Origin of the sequence: Brevundimonas sp. NPDC092305 (genome assembly GCF_044755415.1) — a bacterium.
Taxonomy (GTDB): domain Bacteria; phylum Pseudomonadota; class Alphaproteobacteria; order Caulobacterales; family Caulobacteraceae; genus Brevundimonas.
Map to the genome: position 1 here is coordinate 1,938,932 of NZ_JBIVQY010000001.1, position 19,338 is coordinate 1,958,269.

21 protein-coding genes and 1 tRNA gene are annotated in these 19,338 nt (G+C 66.8%); 6 read left to right on the plus strand and 16 right to left on the minus strand.

All coding sequences use genetic code 11. The annotated features are described in order from the left end of the window. Positions 1-45 precede the first annotated feature (45 nt). The 3 genes from ACIQC9_RS09585 to sppA all read right to left on the minus strand — a co-directional run bounded on the left by ACIQC9_RS09585 (position 46) and on the right by sppA (position 3,009). Positions 46-807, minus strand: a complete 762-nt coding sequence (locus ACIQC9_RS09585; protein ID WP_400614904.1) for an N-acetylmuramoyl-L-alanine amidase — start codon at positions 805-807, stop codon at positions 46-48. 2 nt (positions 808-809) lie between these two features. Beyond that, the gene (locus ACIQC9_RS09590) at positions 810-1,127 is read right to left on the minus strand and encodes a hypothetical protein (RefSeq protein WP_400614906.1); all 318 of its coding nucleotides are present in this window, start codon (positions 1,125-1,127) and stop codon (positions 810-812) included. A 103-nt stretch (positions 1,128-1,230) separates the two neighbouring features. Then, entirely contained in the window at positions 1,231-3,009 is a 1,779-nt protein-coding gene (gene sppA, locus ACIQC9_RS09595; protein ID WP_400614909.1) for a signal peptide peptidase SppA, read from the minus strand. A 209-nt stretch (positions 3,010-3,218) separates the two neighbouring features. On the opposite strand from sppA, the gene panD reads away from it, so the two are divergent. Beyond that, the gene (gene panD / locus ACIQC9_RS09600; protein WP_400614911.1) at positions 3,219-3,575 is read left to right on the plus strand and encodes an aspartate 1-decarboxylase; all 357 of its coding nucleotides are present in this window, start codon (positions 3,219-3,221) and stop codon (positions 3,573-3,575) included. Between the two features lie 67 nt (positions 3,576-3,642). Here panD and ACIQC9_RS09605 read toward each other — a convergent pair whose 3' ends face one another. Continuing rightward, entirely contained in the window at positions 3,643-4,407 is a 765-nt protein-coding gene (locus ACIQC9_RS09605) for an SIMPL domain-containing protein (protein ID WP_400614914.1), read from the minus strand. Between the two features lie 204 nt (positions 4,408-4,611). Here ACIQC9_RS09605 and ACIQC9_RS09610 point away from each other — a divergent pair. After that, positions 4,612-4,687 (plus strand) — tRNA-Ile (locus tag ACIQC9_RS09610). A 15-nt stretch (positions 4,688-4,702) separates the two neighbouring features. Here ACIQC9_RS09610 and ACIQC9_RS09615 read toward each other — a convergent pair. Together ACIQC9_RS09615 and ACIQC9_RS09620 are read right to left on the minus strand one after the other, a co-directional pair. Beyond that, positions 4,703-4,963 (minus strand): hypothetical protein, encoded by a 261-nt coding sequence (locus tag ACIQC9_RS09615; RefSeq protein WP_400614915.1) that lies wholly within the window; start codon positions 4,961-4,963, stop codon positions 4,703-4,705. A 122-nt stretch (positions 4,964-5,085) separates the two neighbouring features. Then, on the minus strand, positions 5,086-5,820 hold the full coding sequence (locus ACIQC9_RS09620; RefSeq protein ID WP_400614916.1) for a hypothetical protein: 735 nt from the start codon (positions 5,818-5,820) through the stop codon (positions 5,086-5,088). A gap of 157 nt (positions 5,821-5,977) precedes the next feature. On the opposite strand from ACIQC9_RS09620, the gene ACIQC9_RS09625 reads away from it, so the two are divergent. Then, positions 5,978-6,478, plus strand: coding sequence for a GAF domain-containing protein (locus tag ACIQC9_RS09625; RefSeq protein WP_400614918.1), 501 nt, complete (start codon positions 5,978-5,980; stop codon positions 6,476-6,478). A 10-nt stretch (positions 6,479-6,488) separates the two neighbouring features. Here the strand turns inward: ACIQC9_RS09625 and ACIQC9_RS09630 are convergent, their stop codons facing one another. After that, positions 6,489-6,950 (minus strand): hypothetical protein, encoded by a 462-nt coding sequence (locus ACIQC9_RS09630; RefSeq protein WP_400614920.1) that lies wholly within the window; start codon positions 6,948-6,950, stop codon positions 6,489-6,491. Between the two features lie 167 nt (positions 6,951-7,117). Between ACIQC9_RS09630 and ACIQC9_RS09635 the strand changes: the two genes are divergently transcribed. The 3 genes from ACIQC9_RS09635 to ACIQC9_RS09645 are packed head-to-tail and all read left to right on the plus strand — an operon-like array spanning position 7,118 to position 9,816. Then, a complete protein-coding gene (locus ACIQC9_RS09635; RefSeq protein ID WP_400614922.1) occupies positions 7,118-7,795 on the plus strand; it encodes an SDR family NAD(P)-dependent oxidoreductase in 678 nt (225 codons plus the stop codon). Beyond that, positions 7,795-8,649 carry an HpcH/HpaI aldolase/citrate lyase family protein gene (locus ACIQC9_RS09640; protein ID WP_400614925.1) on the plus strand — a complete coding sequence of 285 codons (855 nt, stop codon included), beginning with the start codon at positions 7,795-7,797 and terminating at the stop codon, positions 8,647-8,649. The genes ACIQC9_RS09635 and ACIQC9_RS09640 overlap by 1 nt, the downstream gene beginning before the upstream one ends. Before the next feature lie 51 nt (positions 8,650-8,700). Continuing rightward, complete coding sequence (locus ACIQC9_RS09645; protein ID WP_400614927.1) at positions 8,701-9,816, plus strand: beta-ketoacyl-ACP synthase III; 1,116 nt, start codon at positions 8,701-8,703, stop codon at positions 9,814-9,816. A 3-nt stretch (positions 9,817-9,819) separates the two neighbouring features. On the opposite strand, the gene ACIQC9_RS09650 is transcribed toward ACIQC9_RS09645, so the two are convergent. The 9 genes from ACIQC9_RS09650 to petA all read right to left on the minus strand — a co-directional run bounded on the left by ACIQC9_RS09650 (position 9,820) and on the right by petA (position 19,261). After that, positions 9,820-11,457 carry a DUF4166 domain-containing protein gene (locus ACIQC9_RS09650; protein WP_400614929.1) on the minus strand — a complete coding sequence of 546 codons (1,638 nt, stop codon included), beginning with the start codon at positions 11,455-11,457 and terminating at the stop codon, positions 9,820-9,822. Next, positions 11,454-11,882, minus strand: a complete 429-nt coding sequence (locus ACIQC9_RS09655; RefSeq protein WP_400614931.1) for a thiol-disulfide oxidoreductase DCC family protein — start codon at positions 11,880-11,882, stop codon at positions 11,454-11,456. Before ACIQC9_RS09655 ends, ACIQC9_RS09650 begins: the two co-directional genes overlap by 4 nt. A gap of 42 nt (positions 11,883-11,924) precedes the next feature. Further along, on the minus strand, positions 11,925-12,314 hold the full coding sequence (locus ACIQC9_RS09660) for a RidA family protein (RefSeq protein WP_400614933.1): 390 nt from the start codon (positions 12,312-12,314) through the stop codon (positions 11,925-11,927). Then, complete coding sequence (locus ACIQC9_RS09665; RefSeq protein ID WP_400614935.1) at positions 12,311-13,930, minus strand: M28 family peptidase; 1,620 nt, start codon at positions 13,928-13,930, stop codon at positions 12,311-12,313. The genes ACIQC9_RS09660 and ACIQC9_RS09665 overlap by 4 nt, the downstream gene beginning before the upstream one ends. Before the next feature lie 108 nt (positions 13,931-14,038). Further along, positions 14,039-15,700 carry a M28 family metallopeptidase gene (locus ACIQC9_RS09670; RefSeq protein ID WP_400614938.1) on the minus strand — a complete coding sequence of 554 codons (1,662 nt, stop codon included), beginning with the start codon at positions 15,698-15,700 and terminating at the stop codon, positions 14,039-14,041. Positions 15,701-15,782: 82 nt separating this feature from the next. Then, positions 15,783-16,364, minus strand: coding sequence for a DUF1579 domain-containing protein (locus ACIQC9_RS09675; RefSeq protein ID WP_400614941.1), 582 nt, complete (start codon positions 16,362-16,364; stop codon positions 15,783-15,785). 124 nt (positions 16,365-16,488) lie between these two features. Next, positions 16,489-17,337 carry a cytochrome c1 gene (locus ACIQC9_RS09680; protein WP_400615453.1) on the minus strand — a complete coding sequence of 283 codons (849 nt, stop codon included), beginning with the start codon at positions 17,335-17,337 and terminating at the stop codon, positions 16,489-16,491. Positions 17,338-17,372: 35 nt separating this feature from the next. After that, positions 17,373-18,701: a cytochrome bc complex cytochrome b subunit gene (locus ACIQC9_RS09685; protein WP_400614943.1), complete on the minus strand. Its 1,329-nt coding sequence runs from the start codon at positions 18,699-18,701 to the stop codon at positions 17,373-17,375. 17 nt (positions 18,702-18,718) lie between these two features. Continuing rightward, positions 18,719-19,261 carry a ubiquinol-cytochrome c reductase iron-sulfur subunit gene (gene petA, locus ACIQC9_RS09690; protein WP_400614946.1) on the minus strand — a complete coding sequence of 181 codons (543 nt, stop codon included), beginning with the start codon at positions 19,259-19,261 and terminating at the stop codon, positions 18,719-18,721. Positions 19,262-19,338: the final 77 nt, after the last annotated feature.

The following is a 19,338-nucleotide window of genomic DNA, read 5'->3' on the forward strand; positions in this document are numbered from 1 at the left end:
CCGGCGCGTGATGCGCTTTTGAGTGGCGAGGGTCAAATTGAGAGCCTAGTTCAGCACTCCGGTCGCGCTTTCCGCGCTCGCCAGTTGCAGCAGGCCGACGAGCCGCGCCCGTGTCTCGCCGTCGGCGATCCCGTCCACCTTCTCCGGCCGCCAGTGGCGCTGGAAGGCCTCGACCGTCAGCCGGGTCTCGTCGTCGTACTCTCCGCCCGGCTGCAGACCGTAGCCCAGCCGATGCAGACCAGCCCGCAGCACGATGACCCCGATCCCGTCCTCGCCCGGCGACAACGGGTTGCCCAGCGCCGTGATCCGCTCGGGCGCCGGATCGAACCACAGGCCGTGACCAACTGACGCCAATCGCTTCCATTGAAACAACTCGCCCGGATCCTGCTTGCGGTCCGGGGCCATATCCGAATGGCCGATGATCCGGGCGTCCGGGATGGTCCAGCGGGTGCGGATGTCGCTGATCAGGCTGATCACTGCGTCCATCTGTGCGTCCGGAAACGCGCGATAGCCGAACTCATGACCCGGATTGACGATCTCGATGCCGATGGAGGCGGCGTTGCAGTCCGTCTCGCCCTGCCAAGCGCCCCGGCCCGCGTGCCACGCACGCCGCTCCTCGGCGACCAGCCGCAGGATCGCGCCGTCCTCATCGACGACGTAGTGGGCCGAGACCTTCGCCTCCGGATCACGCAGCCGCGCCACAGCCAGATCGGCCGTTTGCATGCCGGTGTAGTGCAGCACCAGCATGTCGGGCGGAGCCCGGCGGTTATCGAAATTCGGAGACGGCGCGTCCCGGACGACGAGCATGTCTAGCGCCCGGCGCGCTCCCAGCCGTAGGCGACCCAGGCGCCGTCGACCTTGCGGGCCTCGATCACGTCCTCGTCGCCGGCGCGACGGCGCGGCGTCACCTTGCGGCGGGCGCGCATGGCCAGACCGGCGAAGAAGATCAGCACACCCGCGAACAGCGCGATCACCGCTACGGCCGCGGCGGTGAAGACGGCCAGAACGGCGCCGATGGTCATGGCGGCCACGGTGGCGATCACGCCGCCCAGCCACAGGAACGGCGCAAGCAGGCCATTCGAACGGCGGGTCTGGGCCCCAAACATCAGTCGGTCGGACGAGGTCATCGGTTCACCTTGCTACGGACGTCGCGAACAACGCCGAACTCACAATGTCGGTCCACGGAGATGAACCGTCAATGAGTCACAGCTTCACGGCGACGTGTTGACGCTACCAGGGCTGGTCGGCCAGCACGGTCGCGCCCGAGGACCGCGCACGCTCGGCGCGGACCTGACGCACCATGGCTTGGGCCTGCGGATCGTCCATGACGCCGCCGATGCCCACCAGCACCCGCGCCGCCTCGGTCGAGACGCCGAACATTTTCGACAGGGCCTCGAACGGCGACTGGGCCTCGGGATAGCGCTTGAACCGCACGGCGTCGGCCGCCGGGATCTTCGCCAGTTCCTTGGCCTTGGCGATGGCTTCGTTCAGGCCGCCCAGCTGGTCCACCAGCCCGATGTCCCGCGCCTGCGCGCCCGTCCAGACCCTACCACGAGCGATTTCGCGCACGCGCTCGGCGGGCAGGCGACGGCCGGTCGACACCCGGGTGATGAACTCCTCATAGGTCCGGTCGATGCCGGCGGCGAAGGCCGCGCGGTCCGCCTGATTGAACGGCTCGGCCGGCGAGAAGGCGTCGGCGTATTCACCGCCGATGGTCAGGTTGCGCATGTCGACGCCGAACCGGCCCAGCGCGTCGGCCAGTACGATTTTGCCGCCGAACACGCCGATCGATCCCGTGATCGTCGTCGGCTGGGCCACAATCCAGCTCGCTTCCGAACTGATCCAGTACCCGCCCGACGCGGCGTATTCGCCCATCGAGACGACGACCGGCTTGCCGGCCGCCTTGGCCGCGCGCACGGCCGCGAGGATTTGCTCCGACGCATCGGGCGAGCCGCCCGGCGACGACACGCGGAAGACGATCGCCTTGACCGCGTCGTCCTCGATCGCGTCGTAAATGGCCCTGGCCACCTCGTCGGAGCGGATTTCAGAGCCTTCGCCGAACCCGCCGCCTCCGCCGCGCCCGGTCGAGATGGCGCCCTCGCCGCCCACGATGGCGATGGCGTTCTTGCCCGAGCCGGTCCGCTCGCCCTTGCTGGACGCATAGTCCGCCAGCGGCAGCAGTTCGGCGTCGTTGCCGGCCCGGCGCTTGATCTCTTTCTCTGCGTCCTCGACCTGCCCGATCTTGTCGACCAGCTTCAGTTGCAGCGCCTGCGCCGCCGAATAGGGGCCGGCCTCGATCGTCGTACGCAGGGCCGCTGCCTGCATGCCGCTGTCCCGCGCCGCATTGGCCAGCGCGGTCTCGTAGATCGAGGTCATCCACGCCGTCATCGCCTCGCGGTGCGCCGGTGTGAAATCGCTCTCGGTCAGTTCGTTGACCGCATTCTTGTATTCGTAGCGCTGCTCGAACTGGGGCTGGACGCCGTATTTCTGGAACGCCCGGCCGAGGAAGATCGAGTCCGCCGAGAAGCCGGCCAGCTGGAAGGACGAGGTGTTCTGCATCCACAGCTCGCTGGCCGCCGCACCCAGCATATAGCTGCTGACCGCCGTACCGACCGGCTGGAAGCCCTGACTGTGGGCGATGACCGGCTTGCCCGACGTCTTGAAGCGCAGGACCGCCTGACGGATTTCGTCCGCCGCCGCTGGGGTGATGCCGCCCTCGGGCAGCCTGATCAGCAGGCCTTTGACCTTGCCGTCGGCCTGGGCCTGCGCCAGCGCATCGACCACCTGCAGCGTCGAAAGGCCGCTGCCGCCCAGCAGGGCGAACGGGTTGGTCGAGGCCTGATCCGTCAGCCCGTCGCGAAGGTCCAGCTCCAGAACCGCCTGCGTCGGCGTGGGGTCCTTCGACGACGCCGAGCTGACCGCCATGGTGATCAGCACGAACGGAATAACGATAAAGAACAGCAGCAGGCCGGCGAAAACGCCCGCCATGGTCAGGAAGAATTGCTTCATGAGAGGGAGGTGGTCCGCTGGACGGGCCGGACGTGGCCAGCCTCGAACATAGGGCGGCGGCGGTCGCGGTCAAATGAACACGCCGTAACGCCGGCTTCTGCGACACCTTGTGCACCGCAACATGCGCGTTGAAGCGGGAACACGAAATCCCTATATGAGCCGTCTGCGAGCGGGGGCCTATCGCCCCGCGTCACGTTGGGATCCGCCACATGCTGGTGACCCTGATGAAGGCCAAACTTCACCGCGCGACGGTGACCCAGGCTGATCTGGACTACGAAGGCTCGATCGCGATCGACGCCGATCTGCTGGATGCCGCCGGCATCTTTCCGCACGAACAGGTGGATGTGCTGAACATCACCAACGGCGCGCGGTTCACCACCTACGCCATCGAGGCCCCGCGGGGCTCCAAGGTCATCGGCGTCAACGGCGCCGCGGCCCGGCTGGTGCAAAAGAACGACAAGGTGATCGTTGTCACCTACGGCCAGCTGCCGCAGGAAGAGGCGCGTCAGTGGAACCCGACCGTTGTGCTGCTGGACGATCTGAACAACATCAAGCGCGCCGCCTGATCGCGCCACACCGGAATACAGAAAGGCCCGCCGTCGCCGGCGGGCCTTTCCTTTTCCCCGAACCGGATCAGCGGTTCAGGTCGTAGACGCCCGTGATGTCGATCCGCACCGTCAGCTCTCCGGCCGCGACCGGTGTGGCGCCGCCGGCCGAGTCCATCGACATGGCCCGGGCGTACATCGGCATCGGCGGCTGGGGCGCGTAGCCGCCGCCTTCCGACAGCGAACGGATGCCGCCCAGTTCGACGCCCAGCGCCTGCGCATAAAGCGACGCCTTGGCCTGCAGATTGCGAACCGCGATCTGACGCGCCTGATTTTCGGCCGCGCTCGGGTCCTTCAGACCGAAGCTGATGCCGTTGATCTGATTGACGCCGGCGGTGACCACCGCATCCGCGGTCGAGCCGACCTTCGTCAGGTCGTTGATGATCACCGTCACCTGATTGGAGGCCTGATAGCCCCGGAGCTTCGGCGGTTCGTTCTGGACGTAGTCGTACTGGGCCGACAGGTTCAGGCCCGAGGTCTGGACGTCGCGTTCGGCGATGCCTGCGCGGCGCAAGGCGGCCATCACCTGATTCATCTGCGTCGCATTGCGGCTCATGGCCTCCGCAGCCGTCGGGGCCTCGGTGACGACGCCGAAGGTGATGGTGGCCATGTCCGGCTTGGCCTTCACCTCGCCGTACGAGGACAGGTTCAGCGACGGACGTTCGGTCACGGCCTGAATGGTCAAGGGCGCGCCTCCATTGGGTTGCGATTGGGCAACGGCGGCGGGCGCCGCCAGGGCGACGGCGGCGGCGATGGCGCCTCCGGTCATCAGGGCGCGGAACGAGCGGGTCATGTCAGTCTCCGGTAAGCAGGACGATCCTGAGGTCCGTCGTGTGCGACGGCCATGGCGGAACCTTGGCGCTTTGGTCCTGAACAAATGACCGCAGAATTGCACAAGCTCCCGTTCATCAACGTGACAGCCCCGTAAGACGATCCCGTCGCAACGACGCTTGGCAAGCCGCCGGAAGCCCGCTAGGCGGGGCTTTCGTCCCCTTGGGGGCCCGTAGCTCAATGGTTAGAGCCGACCGCTCATAACGGTCTGGTTGGGGGTTCGAGTCCCTCCGGGCCTACCATCCCGTCAGGTTTCGTCAGGCCCGGGACAGGTTGCCGACCAGTTGCTCGATGCGGGCGAAGACTTCGGGATCGCCGGTGCCACGCCGAGCCTCGAACCGCGCCTGAAACGCCGACATCGCCGCCGGATCGCCCGACAGCCCCTCCGCCACTTGCGCCCACGCTGCGTTCAGCTGGACGACATCGGTGCCGGTGTAGAAAAAGCGACCGTGCAGCGACTGGCACACACGAGCGGCCTCACGGTCGACGGGCGTGTCGTGGATTGGGAAGGTGGTCATGCATTCCCTCTACAGCGCGGCCGTAAAGGGAAGGTAGCCGTGATCGATGGGATTTCGCCAGCCGGGAGGTTAGTCGGGCTGCACAGCCAACCCGAAGGCGAGCAGGAAGACGCCGGGCGGTCCTACAGGGCTCGGAGCCGTCCCCGCATCTCATTCTTGAGGCCGCCATAATTGGTGACTTGCCAGATCGCGTCTTGCACCAGATCCGCTCCTTCCTCGCTCAATGTCTTGCCCGCGATCAAAGACAGAATTTCCACGAGCTGAGGGTTCGTCACCTTGGCGCCTAGGTCGTAGGTGTCCCCGGACCCGGGTACGCCGAGGAGCACGTCGAGGCACATTGTTTTCAACACGATCTGTGTACCGACGCTTTCCGGGAGGTTGCCAGCAGCCGCCTTGGCCTTGAGCTCCTCCTCCTCTTCCTCGGTATCGACACCCCCCGGACCACATCTTCCGGGCTGCGGGAATTCGATCTGAGGGTTGTTCAGGAATACAGTATCCTGCTTCGGCGTAGCGCCCGGTATGACCCTCGACAGAAACTGCAGGCCGTGGAGATCTACACGTACTGTGTCCGGACCTTTCTTACAGATTCTCAGGCACAGTTCTTCATCTCCGACCCCGACCTCCGGCCCCTTGCATTCGTCCGGGGAGTCAAACCCCTTCACAGACAAAACAATAATGTCGGGATGCAACTCAAACGGGATAGGGGCTCGCTGACGGGCTTCACCCGCACTGTCTGCGTCAGAACCCGCGGAGGCTGCGCCAGATCGGGCCGGGGGATTAGAGGTGAAAGCAGCGGCGGTGGCAGCCAAAGCCATCACACCAACTGCGGCCAGAACTCCAAACAGTCGAGGCGTCATAAGGCTCACTCCTTAATGTCCGCCTGAACAGTGCTGGATTCGCTGTGACGCCCGCCACCGCCTTTGCGATGAGACCCGCCTTCCATTGCGACAAAGACTGCGGCTCGCAGTCGGCCGCACAGCCCCCTATACCCGTCCGACCACAACGGAGCCGTTCATGTCCTACGTCGCCCGCGACGACCGTCCCGCCGACAAGGCCGAGCGCTACGCCGAAGTCGAGACCGAAATCCTCGCAGTGCTGGAAGGCGAAACGAACCGGACGGCCAGGATGGCGACGCTGGCCTCGATGCTGTCCGACGCCTTTCCGGCCTATTTCTGGACGGGCTTCTACATCGTCGATCCTGAAAAGGGCGGAGAGCTGGTCGTTGGCCCTTATCAGGGCACGCTGGGCTGCCTGCGCATTGCGTTCGGCCGGGGGGTCTGCGGCGCGGCGGCCGCTACGCGACAGACCCAGATCGTCGAGGACGTCCACGCCTTTCCGGGCCACATCGCCTGCGACAGCCGCTCGGCCAGCGAGATCGTGGTTCCGGTTCTGGACAGCCGTGGCGATCTGATCGCCGTGTTCGATGTGGATTCCACAGAAAAGGCCGCGTTCGACTCTGTCGACGCGGCCTGTCTTGAACGGGTTCTTGGCGCGGTCTTCGGCGCGGACGCCTGACCCCTCCGGATCAGCAGCGCTGGCTGTGCATCCCCATCAGCAGTTTGAGCCTGTCGTTTTCAGGGGTGTCCACTTCAGGCAGGGGCTGCGGCGGGGGAGCCGGCTGACCCGCACTGTTGGCCATTTCCGTGGCGACGCCCGATGCGGCCGATGACGCGACCAGTCCGCCCAAGGCCTCCGGGCTTGTTGAACCGTAGGCGAAGACCTGCGCTCCCCGCGCAATGCCCGACAACAGGCCGCGGCCCACCCGACCGCCAGTCTCGCGGTTCTGGGCGTTTCGCTGGGCGCGCTCCTGTTGCTGACGTACCGTCTGATTGAGGGTGTTGATTTCATCGGTCATCACATCGCAAGCCATTCGGCTGTCGCCTTCGCGGACGACCTGAAAACGGCGGGACTGGGCCTGCGCGGTCTGGGGCGCGACGGCGGACAGGAACAGCGCCGACGCGGCGGCGACGGTCAGGGCGGCTTTCATAGAAAACTCCGGATTTCGATTTCGACGGCCACTCTGCGGCCCCCCAGAACGCTGTGCGATGATGCTGCGACGGGCCGGGTCAGGGTTGCGACGAAGCCGTTCGTCACGCGCGGTTGATCCCGGTCACGAGACTTCTATGGTCCGCCGGAACATCGAGAGGATCAGGAATGAGCAATCGGGTTGTCGTCGTCACGGGCGGACGTGGCGCGCTTGGCGCCGCTGTCGTGAAAGAGGCGTTGGCGGATGGCCTGTCGGTCGCCAGCATCGATCACGGATCCGGCAATGCCCCTGACGAGGCCGTTCTCGAAATCGGCGGCGTTGACCTGACCGACCCCGCACAGGCTTCGAAGGCGATCGAAGCTGTCGTCGCCAGGTTCGGCCGGATCGACGCCCTGTTGAACATCGCCGGCGGCTTCGTTTGGCAGACCGCCGATGACGCCAGCCCGGCGTGGGACCGGATGTACGCCCTCAATGTGAAGACCGCGCTGAACGCCAGCCGCGCCGCCCTGCCCCATCTCAAGACCTCTATCGAGGGCCGGATCGTCAACGTCGGCGCCAACGGCGCCCTGAAGAGTGCTGCCGGCATGGGAGCCTATGCGGCGTCCAAGTCCGGCGTCCACCGCCTGACGGAAAGCCTAGCTGAAGAGCTGAAGTCGACATCCATCACCGTCAACGCAGTCCTGCCCTCCATTCTCGATACGGCCCAGAATCGCGCCGACATGCCCGACGCCGACCCGGCGAAATGGGTCCAGCCCGCCGACCTCGCCCGCGTCATGCTGTTCCTCGCCTCTCCCGAAAGCCGCGCCATCACCGGCGCGCTGATTCCTGTCACCGGCCGGGTCTGATGCAGCTCGCCCGCTCGGTCCTGTATCTGCCCGCCTCGAACGCCCGCGCGATCGAGAAGGCTCGCGGCCTCGCCTGCGACGCCGTCATTCTCGACCTTGAGGACGCCGTCGCGCCAGACGCGAAGGCGGATGCCCGCGCCGCGGCGGTGGAGGCCCTTAAGGCCGGCGGCTTCGCCCCCCGCGTAGGAGTCCGCATCAACGGCCTCGACACGCCGTGGGGCGCCGACGATCTCGCCGCGCTCGGATCGAGTTCCCCCGCCTTCGTCGTCGCCCCCAAGATCGAGAGCCCCGAGGCCGTCCGCGCCGTCGCCGCGGCGCTGCCAGAGGGCGTCGACCTCTGGATCATGATCGAGACCCCGCTGTCGGTGCTGCGGCTGGACCAGATCGCGGGCGCCGGCGCGCCACTGGCCGCCCTGATGCTCGGCGTGAACGATCTTGGCGAGCGGATGAACCTCGTTCCCGGCCCTGACCGCGAGCCCCTGAAGCCCTGGCTCGCCGCCATCGTCGCCGCCGCTCGCGGTCACGGCCTTCTGGCTATCGACGGCGTGGTCAACGCCACCGACGACGCCGCGCGTCTTGAAGCCGAGTGCCGACAGGGCCGCGCCTTCGGTTTCGACGGCAAGAGCCTGATCCACCCCGCCCAGATCGCCGCCGCCAACGCCGCCTTCTCGCCATCCCCCGAGGAGGTCGCCCGCGCCCGCGAAGTGGTCGCGGCCTTCGCCAGCGCTGAGGCCGAGGGCAAGGGCGTGATCCGGATCGGCTATCGCATGGTCGAGCGCCTGCATCTGGACGCCGCCCATCGCCTGCTGGCCCGCCACGCCGCCTCGACCTCGCCGCAAGCGACGCCTATCTAGTCCGTCCAGAAACAGAACGCGGCGGGTGCGCCGCGCAGGGGCAGGAACCACATGACCAAGGCCGTCATCGCCGCGACGGGACTGTTCACCCCCGAACAGTCGATCTCCAACGCCGAACTGGTCGAGGCGTACAACGCCTACGCCGAGCGCTTCAACGCCCGCCACGCCAACGCGATCATGGAAGGCGACGTCGCCGAACTGACGCCGTCCTCGGTCGAGTTCATCGAAAAGGCCTCGGGCATCAAGTCGCGCTTCGTGCTGGACAAGGCCGGCGTCCTGAACCCCGACCGCATGGCCCCGAACCTGGCCGAGCGCCCCAACGACGAACTGTCGATCATGGCCGAGATGGCGGTGAAGGCCGCCCGGCAGGCGATCGAGGCCTGGGGCAAGCCGGTGTCGGAGATCGGCGCTGTCCTCTGCGCGGCCTCCAACATGCAGCGCCCCTACCCCGCCATGGCCATCGAGGTGCAGGAGGCGCTGGGCATCGAGGGCTTCGCCTTCGACATGAACGTCGCCTGCTCTTCCGCCACCTTCGGCATCAAGACCGCCGCCGACTTCATCGCCTCGGGTTCGGTCAAGGCCGTGCTGATGGTCAATCCGGAAGTCTGCTCCGCCCACTTGAACTTCAAGGATCGCGACAGCCACTTCATCTTCGGCGACGTCTGCACCGCCGTCATCATCGAGGCCGAGGATCAGGCCGTCGGCGGCTGGGAGATCCTCGGCACGCGGCTTCAGACCAGCTTCTCGAACAACATCCGCAACAACTTCGGCTTCCTCAACAACGCCGCGCCCGAGGGCATCGGCAAGCCGGACAAGATGTTCGTCCAGCAGGGCCGCAAGGTCTTCAAGGAAGTGGTGCCGATGGTTTCCGACATGATCGTCGACCACGCCCGCGACCTCGCCATCAACCTCGACGACCTGAAGCGCATGTGGCTGCACCAGGCCAACATCAACATGAACGAGATGATCGGCCGCAAGGTGCTCGGCCGCGAACCGCGCGAGGGCGAGAACGTCATCATCCTCGACCGCTACGCCAACACGTCCTCGGCTGGCTCGATCATCGCCTTCCACCTGCACAATGACGGCTTCGACGAGGGCGACATCGGCCTGATCTGCAGTTTCGGCGCCGGCTACTCCGCCGGCACGGTGTTCGTCCAGAAGCGCTAGGGTCTAACTGACTCTTTGTAGCCAGCCGCGATAGCGGACCAGTCGACCGATCAGGGGCGCGGCGATCTCCACGTCGAAGACGAAGCGCCCCTGCCCATCGACCTCTTCATGGGTCTTCGTCCGCGGCGCCAGCGCGCGCGGCAGGGGCAGCGGCCCGACCCGCCAGCCTGTGACCTCATAGATCAGCCACCCGTCCCGCGGCGTCAGAACCAGCTCCATCGTCAGCGGCCCGAACCGCTCGCTCACGCGTCCGCCCGGCCTCGGACGCGACAGGACGCTGCAGAAGGCATGCCCGCCGATCCTGCGCCGCCAGATCGAGCGGTCGCCGTCGGCGTCGATGGATACTTCCACCGAACAGTTTGCCTGCGTCGACGGAAACCCCACGATCCGCGCAGCAATGGCGGCCAGGGCGTTCGACGCGCCCTTCGTCGTGGCCTCCCCGCGCCAGACCGACCGCCCCGGCGTTTCGTGCAGGTCCTGGATCGCCGCGGGCAGGCTATCGAAGGCTTCCCCGATTGCCCGCGCATGGATCGCCCCGCGCTCGACCTTGGTCTCCGTCACCAGCCCGTGCCGCCTCATCTCGGCGACGATGTCCTCGAGCGAGAGCAGGCCGACACAGGCCGTCGCGCCGGGTGCAACACGCCCCGCCGCGATCGCCTTGATCACCGCCAGCGCCGGCAGGCTGGGCGTCACCGGTCCTATCCCCGGCGGCGCCGTCAGCCGCCATACGGCCCGCACCGCCCGACCCTCGCCGTCCCGGCCGTATGCCGCGACCCGCATGGCGCCCTGATCGGAACCGGTCACCGAATGCAGCCCGGAGAGTGCAAGCAAAGGCCTGGCCAATGGAACAGGATCGAACCGGAACATCCGGACCAGCAACCCCAGCGCCCATGCCTGCAGATGCGCCGGCGCCGGCTCCAGCCCGGCCAGAAACAGGGCGCGCTCCCGCGGACGAAATCGGCTTTCAAACAGGTCGAGGTCTGGCGTCTCGCACAGCGACACCCGCCGCCGTCCCGCCGCGTCGAAGTCGCGCAGATAGAGCCCGCTCCACCCCGGCCGCTCCGTCCACCGTCCGCCCTCGAACACCCTGACTGGACGCCCCAGCCACGACAGGATGGCTTGCATGACCGACAGCCCTCGCGGCGCTCTCGCGCCCGGCGAGATCGCGGCCTCGACGGATACGATCTCAGTCCAGCCGTTCGTCAGATGATCCAGCACCGCATTGGACAGAGCCGGGGTTGAACTGCACCCCGACAGGGCCACAACACCAGCGGCCCTCGCAGCGGCGTCGAGCGTCGCAAATCCGCAGACGAAGTCGCGCGCATCGGCCAGATCGACATAGTGCAGCCCCGCCGCGATCGCCGCCCGCGCCGTCGTCGGCTCCGCCCCCTGAAATGGCCCGGCCATGTCCGCCACGATCGTCGCGCCGGTCGCGATCAGAGCGTCGGGCGTCACCGTCTGCGTGTCCAGCGCGACGCTGGAAAACGCCGCACCCAAACCGGCCGCCAATCGCGCCGCTACGGCTTCCGCCCTGTCTCGATCACGCCCCGCGACAATGACCGTGAAACCGTCCCGTAGCAGCCCCTCGGCCAGACGCGATCCGAAAACCCCGCCGGCCCCGATCACCAGAACCGTCGTCATGACAGGAAGCGCGCCTGATCCTCGGTCGAGGGAATCATGCAGGCGTCGGTGCGGCCGAATATCCGGTACCGGTTGCGCGCGATCAGATCATAGGCGGGGTTCCTGACCCAGCGCGGCGCGATCATCAGCGCTCCGAATGCCTTCGCACCGGGCAGCGCCGCCAGCACCTTCAGGGCCGCGTCGGACTTGAACCATATCCGGCCGTCAAGAATGACCGCGTTGGTCTCGGGCGCATCGGGATCGATGCCGAAACGCTCGGCGAGGTCGCGTCCGGCCGGCGACTGGATGGCGACGAAGGAGAACCGCCGGGCCGGATCGTGATCGATGACGAACCGCACCCAGCGAGAGCAGAAGACACACACACCATCGAACAGGATCAGCCCGTCGAGTTCGTGCGGTGCAGGCTGCGGCGACCAGCGGCTCATGGCGCTACGGTGCTCCCGGCATGTACGTGCGACAAGGCGACCTTACGCCGCCGCCACGGCCTCGATCTCGACCAGCCAAGCCTCGTCGAAGATGCCGGCGACGATCACTGTCAGCGCCGGTTGCCGCCCCGCCAGCCGCGCGACCCGAACCTCGCGGTTCTCGAGCGCATGGGCCCGGTCCGACAGGAAGGTCGTCACCTTGACGAGGTTGTCCAGCGTCATGCCGGCTGCGGTCAGCTGGGTCTCGATATTGTCCCAGACCTGTTCGCACTGGCCGCGGAAGTCGGGCGAGAGCGAGCCGTCCGGCGCGACCGGAATCTGGCCCGACAGATACAGCCATCGCGTCGCGCCGGCGACCTCGACGGCTTGCGGATACGACCCCTGCACGGGCGGCGAACCGTCTCCGGTCAGGGGTCGTATCGACAGACTCACCGGCGTGCGGCGTCCGAGCGGGCGCGGACCTGCGCGAACTCCGAAGTCGGCTTCCAGCCCGGCCAGTCGCTGCTGTTCGCGAGGTCCAGACCGAGGTGGTACAGCAGGGTCAGGTTCTCGACCGCCGAGCGCAGGTCCCAGTCCGCCGACCATTCGTCCGACGGCTTGTGATAGTCGGCCGCGAACTTGGCTTTCCATGCCGCCTCGCCGGCTTCACGACCGCCTTCGACCCAGTCCCAGCCGTGCCACGGCATGATCGCCGGCACGCCCATGCGGGCGAACGGGAAGTGGTCGGAGCGGTAGTAGAAGCCCTGCTCGGGCATGTGGTCGTCCGAGACATAGCGACCCAGCGGCGCGGCGAGCGCTTCCAGCCGGTCTTCCAGATCGTTCTGACCCTTGCCGAAGATCGGCACATCCTTGGTCGGACCCGACAGCGGAAGCATGTCGATGTTGATGTCGGCCACCGTCGTTTCCAGCGGATAAACCGGATCGGCCGCATAGCCGTACGCGCCCATCAGACCCATCTCTTCGGCCGCCATGTGGGCGAAGACGATGGTGCGTTTGGGCCGCGGCGCCTGACTGAGCTGACGCGCCATCTCGACCACGCCCGCGGTTCCAGACGCGTTGTCCCAGGCGCCGTTGAAGATCTTGTCGTCGCCCGGGGTATCCGGGTGCTGGGCCTCGCCGCCGACGTGGTCCCAGTGCGCGGAATAGACGATGACCTCGTTCGGTCGCTCCGAGCCTTCGATCTTGGCCAGCAGGTTGTGCGTGACCAAGGTGTTGATGGTCTCCTCGGCGTTGACCGACAGCTTCACGCCGGTCAGCTCTACCGCCTTGAACTGCCCGCTACCCACGTTGCTCAGGGTCGCCATATCCATACCGGCCGCCTGAGCCCAGGCCATGGCGGCGGTATGGTTTAGCGAGGCGGAGAACTCGGTGTCGGCCGAACCCGGCGTGCGGGTCCGCTGGCGCCCGGCGCCGACGGCGACGCGCTGCCACGCCTGCGGTGAGGTCACCAGCGTGACGACGCCCACCGCGCCCCGCCGGACGGCTTCATCGGCCTTGTAGGCGGCGGATTCATAGTTGGTGTCATAGGCGCCGTTGAAGACCTCGCCTTCCGGCTCGCCGGCCACGACGATCACGACCTTGCCGCGCACGTCGAGGTTTCCGTAATCGTCCCAGTTCCGCTCGGGCGCCGTGATGCCATAGCCGGCGAAAACGACCGGGGCGTTGGCGATAGCGGCCTTGCCGTCGTTGCTGATCGCGCGGACCACAATGTCCGTGCCGATCACCAGCGGATGGGACGCGCCATCCGATCCCGTCCAGCTGGCCGACGCCGCGCCGGCGACCGGCGTGTAGCGCTGCAGCGGGATCGCCTGCAGCCATTGCCCGTCCGGGCCGCCCGGCTTCAAGCCCATCGCCTCGTATTGCGCCTGCAGCCAGGCCAGCGTCATGCGCTCGCCCTCGGTGCCGGGATAGCGGCCCTGATACTCGTCAGCGCTGATGGTGCGGATGTCGTTGCTGATCCGCTCGGCGGACACATTCTGGGCCGCCGCCGAACCGGCGACGAGAAGCAGGGCGGCGACGGCGACGCCCCCGGTCAAGGCACGAAACATAAGAGCAGGCTCCATACGGATTTGGCGCGCACTCTAGGGCGGTCCCTCCGGACCGCCCATTAAGTTTTCTTCATCTGGATCACGCCCCCGGTAAAGGGGCGAAGGGTTTCAGCGCCTTGCCGAGGCGCTCGCCGCGCGGGCCGGTCCAAACTCCGACCCGGTCTTCCAGCCCGGCCAGTCGCGGCTGTTCGCAAGATCGCGGCCGATCCACAGGGCGACGTCCAGATCCTCGACCTGACCGCGCAGGTCCCAGTCGGCGGACCATTCGTCATCAGCCTGATGATACCGACGCGCGCCATATTCATCGCGCGACGCGTTGCGGGCCGCGATCGGCTCATCGCGGAACTCGCCGCCGCCCTCGGCATAGGCCATCGGCACCCCGCGCTTGGCCAGCGGGAAGTGGTCCGACCTGAAGTAGCTGCCCGCCGCCGGATTGCCGTCCGGCTCGATCTCGCGCCCCTGACGCGCTGCGGCCGCGGCCAGACGCTCGTCCAGATCGGACTGGCCGAAGCCGATGACGCCCAGATTGGCGACGCGGCCATAGACGTTCATCGCGTCCATGTTGAACCCGGCCACCGTCTTCTCCAGCGGATAGACGGGGTTGGCGGCGTAGAATTCCGACCCCAGCAGACCGCTTTCCTCGGCGGTGAAGCTGATCATCACGATGCTGCGTTGCGGACGCGGGCCGGCGCCCCAGACGCGGGCCAGTTCCAGCAGGCCGGCCGTGCCGGTGGCGTTGTCGACGGCGCCGTTGAAGATTCGGTCGCCGTTCGCGTCCGGCTCACCCACGCCGATATGGTCCCAGTGGGCGGTGTACAGGATGGTCTCGTCCGGGTGCGACGTACCCGGCAGTTTGGCGATGACGTTGTGGGTCGTGATCCGGCTGGTCGCCACGTCGAACATGCCGCTGAAGGTCGCGTTCGGCAGGGTTACGGGCTGGAAGTCGCGGCTGCGGGCCTGCCGCTTCAGCGCCTCGAAATCCAGACCGGCCTTCGCGAACAGGTCGACGGCCACATCGCGCTGGATCCAGCTCTCCATCGGCACGCGCTCGGCCGCCGCATTCTGGCGGACGATGTCGAACTGCGGGCCCGACCAGCTGTTGTTCACGGTCGCCCAGCCGTAGGAGGCCGGCGCGGTCTCGTGCACGATGATCACCCCGGCGGCGCCCTGACGCGCGGCCTCTTCGTACTTGTAGGTCCAGCGACCGTAGTAGGTCATGGCCCGGCCGTTGAAGGTGTCCAGCGCCGGCTCCTCGAAGTCCGCGTCATTGACCAGAACGATCAGGATCTTGCCCCGCATGTCCTGACCCTTGAAGTCGTCCCAGTTCCGCTCCGGCGCCTTGATGCCGTAACCGGCGAAGACCAGCGGGGCGTCGGTCAGCATCACATGACTGCCCGGCAGGCGGGTGGAGACGACGATCTGCTGGCCCTGGTTCAGGGGAATGCTCTGGCCGCCAACCTTGAATGACGCCCGGATGTTCGAGGCGGTGAAGCGGTTCAGCGCCACGTCCTGCGTCCACTGGCCGTTCGGTCCGCCCGGCTGGAAGCCGGCGGCGGCGTACTGTTCGCTCAGATAGGCGATGACCTTGTCCTCGGCGGGCGTGCCGATGCCCCGGCCTTCGAAGCCGTCGTCGGACAGAACCCGCGTGTGCTCGGACAGGCGGGCGGTGTCGAAGGCGGCGTCGGCCGTCGGCGCATCCATCGCCGTTGTGGCGCAGGCGGACAAGATGGCGCCGGCGGCAAGCACCGCGGCGGAAACGAACAGTCGCATGGAAACCAAACCCTTATCCTGAAAACGGCCCTGTCGGGACGTTAGGCGGGTGGATGCCTCCTGTCGATTCCGCCGCCCGGCGTCAGGGCGTCACGGGGTTGGCAGCGGGCCAGTCGGTGTCTCCGCGCCGACGCAGCCTCAGTTCGATCACCCGCATGGGCGGACGGCCGTCCATCACGAAGTCCCCGACCTCGACCCACTCGCCCCCGGTATGGGTGGTGACATAGTTCATCGTCCCGCCCCGGCTGGGCGTCGACCATCTGAACCCGTCCGCCGTGATCTCCAGCGGGAAGTCGCCGGCCTGCCCGTTGGCGTAGGAGCGCATGGTGTAGCGGTCTGTCTCGTCGTCCCACGACACGACGGCGAAGGCATTGAACGACACCTGCCCGTCGACCTCGGTCGTGCGCCCCTCGATGACCTTGATCGAGCCGCCGACCATCGGACCGATCCGCTCGGTGTGGCTGTGCGAGCTTGTGCGGCCCGGACCGGCATAGACCGAGGCCGTGCCCGTCCACTCACCGTCCATCCACGACAGACGCTGCATGGCGTCGCGCTGTTCCTGTGTGCCCGCCGGCCGCAGCTCCTGCGCCGGAGACGGCGACGCCGCCCCGATCGCCACCATGCCGACCAGAGCCGCCACTGACACGAAAAGTCCCGTCGCCATTTCCATTCCTCCCGGATTACGCTTTGCGTTATAAAGTTCTTTTTCATTACGCGCAAGCGGGCAAGAAGAAGCCCGCCGGAACGGATCCCGGCGGGCTGTTTCTTTGGTTCAGGAGTGCGGAGCCCTAGTGGGCCACGCCTTTCCAGATCCGGCGGTAGCTGATGTAGGTCACGCCGGCGAACAGCAGGAGGAAGATGAGCACGCCCACGCCCGACTGCTTGCGCTGGACCTGCTTGGGATCCGAGGCCCAGGCGATGAAGGCGGCGACGTCCTTGGACATCTGGTCGACAGAGGCGACCGTGCCGTCGTCGTACTGAACCTGACCGGCCTGGATCAGCGGGGGCGGCATGGCGATGAAGCCGCCCGGGGGCACCTTGTCATGATCGCCCGACCAGAACGGCGTCAGATCGCCGGCCATATAGGGGTTGTAGTGCTGACCCGGGCGGATCTGCAGACCCGCCGGCGCCGGCTTGTAGCCCGACAGCAGCGAGTAGATGTAGTTGGCGCCGTCATGACGCGCCTTGGCCATGACCGACAGGTCGGGCGGCGCCGCGCCTCCATTGCCCGCGGCGGCGGCCGTGGCGTTCGGATAGGGATTGGGGAACTTGTCCGCCGGGGTGGCGTCCCGCATCACGGGCTCGCCGGTTTCGGTGTCGATATCCGGAACCTGGACTTCCTTGGCCAGCGCCTTGACGAAGCGGTTCTCGGCCGCCGACGCCTGATGCGGGTCGTAGAAGGGACCGCCCGGCTCCGCGAGGGTCCGGAAGTGCATCAGGTTCATGCTGTGGCACGAGGCGCAGACCTCGCGATAGACCTTGTAACCGCGTTGCAGCTGGCCCTGATCGAAGGTGCCGAACGGCCCCTCGAACGTGAAGCCGCCGCTGTGCGGATGCAGGGCCGCGCCCTCGGCCAGTGCGGGTTGGGCCGCCATCAGGCCGCAGGCGGCGGCGATGAGCGCGAGGGTCTTCTTCATGGAGCGGATCGGTGTCTTGAGGGTCATGGTCGCGCTCAGCCCTTCTTCTCGGCCGAGGCCGGAGCCGACGCCGTCATGGCGTCGCCGCCGGTCAGCACGGGTTCCGAAATCGTCGCCGGGATCGGCAGCGGCGTCTCCCTCAGTCCGACGATCGGCAGGATGATCAGGAAGAAGGCGAAGTAGTAGGCCGTCAGGAAACGCGTCAGCCACAGATAGCTGTTCAGGTCTCCGTCGATCAGCATGAAGGTCTTGAACTCGCCGATGACCGGGGCGTCCGGCAGCTGCGCGCCGCACCATCCAAGACCCATCCCCACGATCACGAAGATGATGAAGAAGGTCCGCATGGTCGGACGGTAGCGCATCGAGCGCACCTTCGACGTGTCCAGCCACGGCAGGATGAACAGGACGCCGATGGCGCCGAACATCGCCACCACGCCGCCGAACTTGTCCGGGATGGCGCGCAGGATCGCGTAGAAGGGCAGCATGTACCACTCGGGCACGATGTGCGCGGGGGTCTGCAGCGGGTTGGCCGGAATGTAGTTGTCGGCGTGACCCAGCGCGTTCGGCATGAAGAAGACGAACACCGCGAACAGGATCAGGAACAGGATGATCGCGAAGCCGTCCTTGACCGTGAAGTACGGGTGGAAGGGCACCGTATCCTTGGCCTGACGGTCCTTCGGGATCAGGATCCCGACCGGGTTGTTCTGGCCGGCGTGGTGCAGGGCCCACAGGTGCAGCACCACGCAGCCGGCGATGACGAATGGCAGCAGATAGTGCAGCGAGAAGAAGCGGTTCAGCGTCGCGTTGTCGATCGCCGGGCCGCCGCGCAGCCAGATCAGGATCGGCTCGCCGATGACCGGAATAGCCCCGATCAGGTTGGTGATGACCTCGGCGCCCCAGTAGGACATCTGGCCCCACGGCAGCACGTAGCCGAGGAAGGCGGTGGCGATCATGAGGAAGAAGATCACGCAGCCGACGATCCAGATCATCTCGCGCGGCGCCTTGTAGGACCCGTAATACAGCCCCCGCAGCATGTGTAGATAGACCGCGATGAAGAACATCGAGGCGCCATTTGCGTGGACGTAGCGGATCAGGTCGCCGCCGTTCACGTCGCGCATGATGCGCTCGACCGACTCGAAGGCCATGGCCGTGTGGGGCACATAGTTCATCGCCAGAAAGATGCCGGTGGCGATCTGGGTGACTAGGCACAGGGCCAGAATGCCCCCGAAGGTCCACCAGTAGTTCAGGTTCTTCGGGGTCGGCAGCGACATGTAGTCGGCGCCGAAGCGGACGATCGGCAGGCGGCTGTCCAGCCACTTCTCGATGCCGGTCTTGGGGACGTAGGTGCTCTCGTGATCGCTCATGGGTCTCTCGTCCGTCCTCAGCCGATCTTGATGCGCGTATCGGACAGGAATTCGTATTCGGGCACGACAAGGTTCTTCGGCGCCGGTCCCTTACGGATGCGGCCCGAGACGTCGTAGTGCGAACCGTGACACGGGCAGAACCAGCCGCCGTAGTCGCCCGCCCCGAAGGTCGGGATACAGCCAAGGTGCGTACAGTTGCCCAGTACGACCAGATAGGGCTCGTGGCCCGGCTTGGTGCGCTCGGCGTCCGTCTGGGGCTCCTTCAGGTTGCCCGCGTGATCGTCAGCGACAGCCTTCTGAACCTCGGCCGGGCTGCGATAGCGCACGAACACCGGCTTGCCCTGCCACTTGATGACCACCTGCTGACCCTGCTGGACCTTGGTCATGTCGAACTCGATGGTCGACAGCGCCAGGGTGTCGGCGGCGGGGTTCATCGAATTCACCAGCGGCCAGACAAGCATGACCCCGGCGCCGGCGGCGCCGGCGGCTGCCGCGATGTGGATGAAGTCCCGACGGGTGGCTTCGCCGCCCTCGCCTTCCGGTACGACCGATTCGGCCACGTCATGCTCCTCATACGCCACGACCGCACCGGAGAGGGCGCGGTTCGACCGGCTCGAAATCCTTAGCGAAATCCCTT

Excerpts from the sequence above, each read along its gene's own strand:
- ACIQC9_RS09585 (WP_400614904.1), bottom strand. The coding sequence starts at position 807 with ATGCTCGTCGTCCGGGACGCGCCGTCTCCGAATTTCGATAACCGCCGG.
- ACIQC9_RS09590 (WP_400614906.1), bottom strand. The coding sequence starts at position 1,127 with ATGACCTCGTCCGACCGACTGATGTTTGGGGCCCAGACCCGCCGTTCG.
- sppA (WP_400614909.1), bottom strand. The coding sequence starts at position 3,009 with ATGAAGCAATTCTTCCTGACCATGGCGGGCGTTTTCGCCGGCCTGCTG.
- panD (WP_400614911.1), top strand. The coding sequence starts at position 3,219 with ATGCTGGTGACCCTGATGAAGGCCAAACTTCACCGCGCGACGGTGACC.
- ACIQC9_RS09605 (WP_400614914.1), bottom strand. The coding sequence starts at position 4,407 with ATGACCCGCTCGTTCCGCGCCCTGATGACCGGAGGCGCCATCGCCGCC.
- ACIQC9_RS09615 (WP_400614915.1), bottom strand. The coding sequence starts at position 4,963 with ATGACCACCTTCCCAATCCACGACACGCCCGTCGACCGTGAGGCCGCT.
- ACIQC9_RS09620 (WP_400614916.1), bottom strand. The coding sequence starts at position 5,820 with ATGACGCCTCGACTGTTTGGAGTTCTGGCCGCAGTTGGTGTGATGGCT.
- ACIQC9_RS09625 (WP_400614918.1), top strand. The coding sequence starts at position 5,978 with ATGTCCTACGTCGCCCGCGACGACCGTCCCGCCGACAAGGCCGAGCGC.
- ACIQC9_RS09630 (WP_400614920.1), bottom strand. The coding sequence starts at position 6,950 with ATGAAAGCCGCCCTGACCGTCGCCGCCGCGTCGGCGCTGTTCCTGTCC.
- ACIQC9_RS09635 (WP_400614922.1), top strand. The coding sequence starts at position 7,118 with ATGAGCAATCGGGTTGTCGTCGTCACGGGCGGACGTGGCGCGCTTGGC.
- ACIQC9_RS09640 (WP_400614925.1), top strand. The coding sequence starts at position 7,795 with ATGCAGCTCGCCCGCTCGGTCCTGTATCTGCCCGCCTCGAACGCCCGC.
- ACIQC9_RS09645 (WP_400614927.1), top strand. The coding sequence starts at position 8,701 with ATGACCAAGGCCGTCATCGCCGCGACGGGACTGTTCACCCCCGAACAG.
- ACIQC9_RS09650 (WP_400614929.1), bottom strand. The coding sequence starts at position 11,457 with ATGACGACGGTTCTGGTGATCGGGGCCGGCGGGGTTTTCGGATCGCGT.
- ACIQC9_RS09655 (WP_400614931.1), bottom strand. The coding sequence starts at position 11,882 with ATGAGCCGCTGGTCGCCGCAGCCTGCACCGCACGAACTCGACGGGCTG.
- ACIQC9_RS09665 (WP_400614935.1), bottom strand. The coding sequence starts at position 13,930 with ATGTTTCGTGCCTTGACCGGGGGCGTCGCCGTCGCCGCCCTGCTTCTC.
- ACIQC9_RS09670 (WP_400614938.1), bottom strand. The coding sequence starts at position 15,700 with ATGCGACTGTTCGTTTCCGCCGCGGTGCTTGCCGCCGGCGCCATCTTG.
- ACIQC9_RS09675 (WP_400614941.1), bottom strand. The coding sequence starts at position 16,364 with ATGGCGACGGGACTTTTCGTGTCAGTGGCGGCTCTGGTCGGCATGGTG.
- ACIQC9_RS09680 (WP_400615453.1), bottom strand. The coding sequence starts at position 17,337 with ATGAAGAAGACCCTCGCGCTCATCGCCGCCGCCTGCGGCCTGATGGCG.
- ACIQC9_RS09685 (WP_400614943.1), bottom strand. The coding sequence starts at position 18,701 with ATGAGCGATCACGAGAGCACCTACGTCCCCAAGACCGGCATCGAGAAG.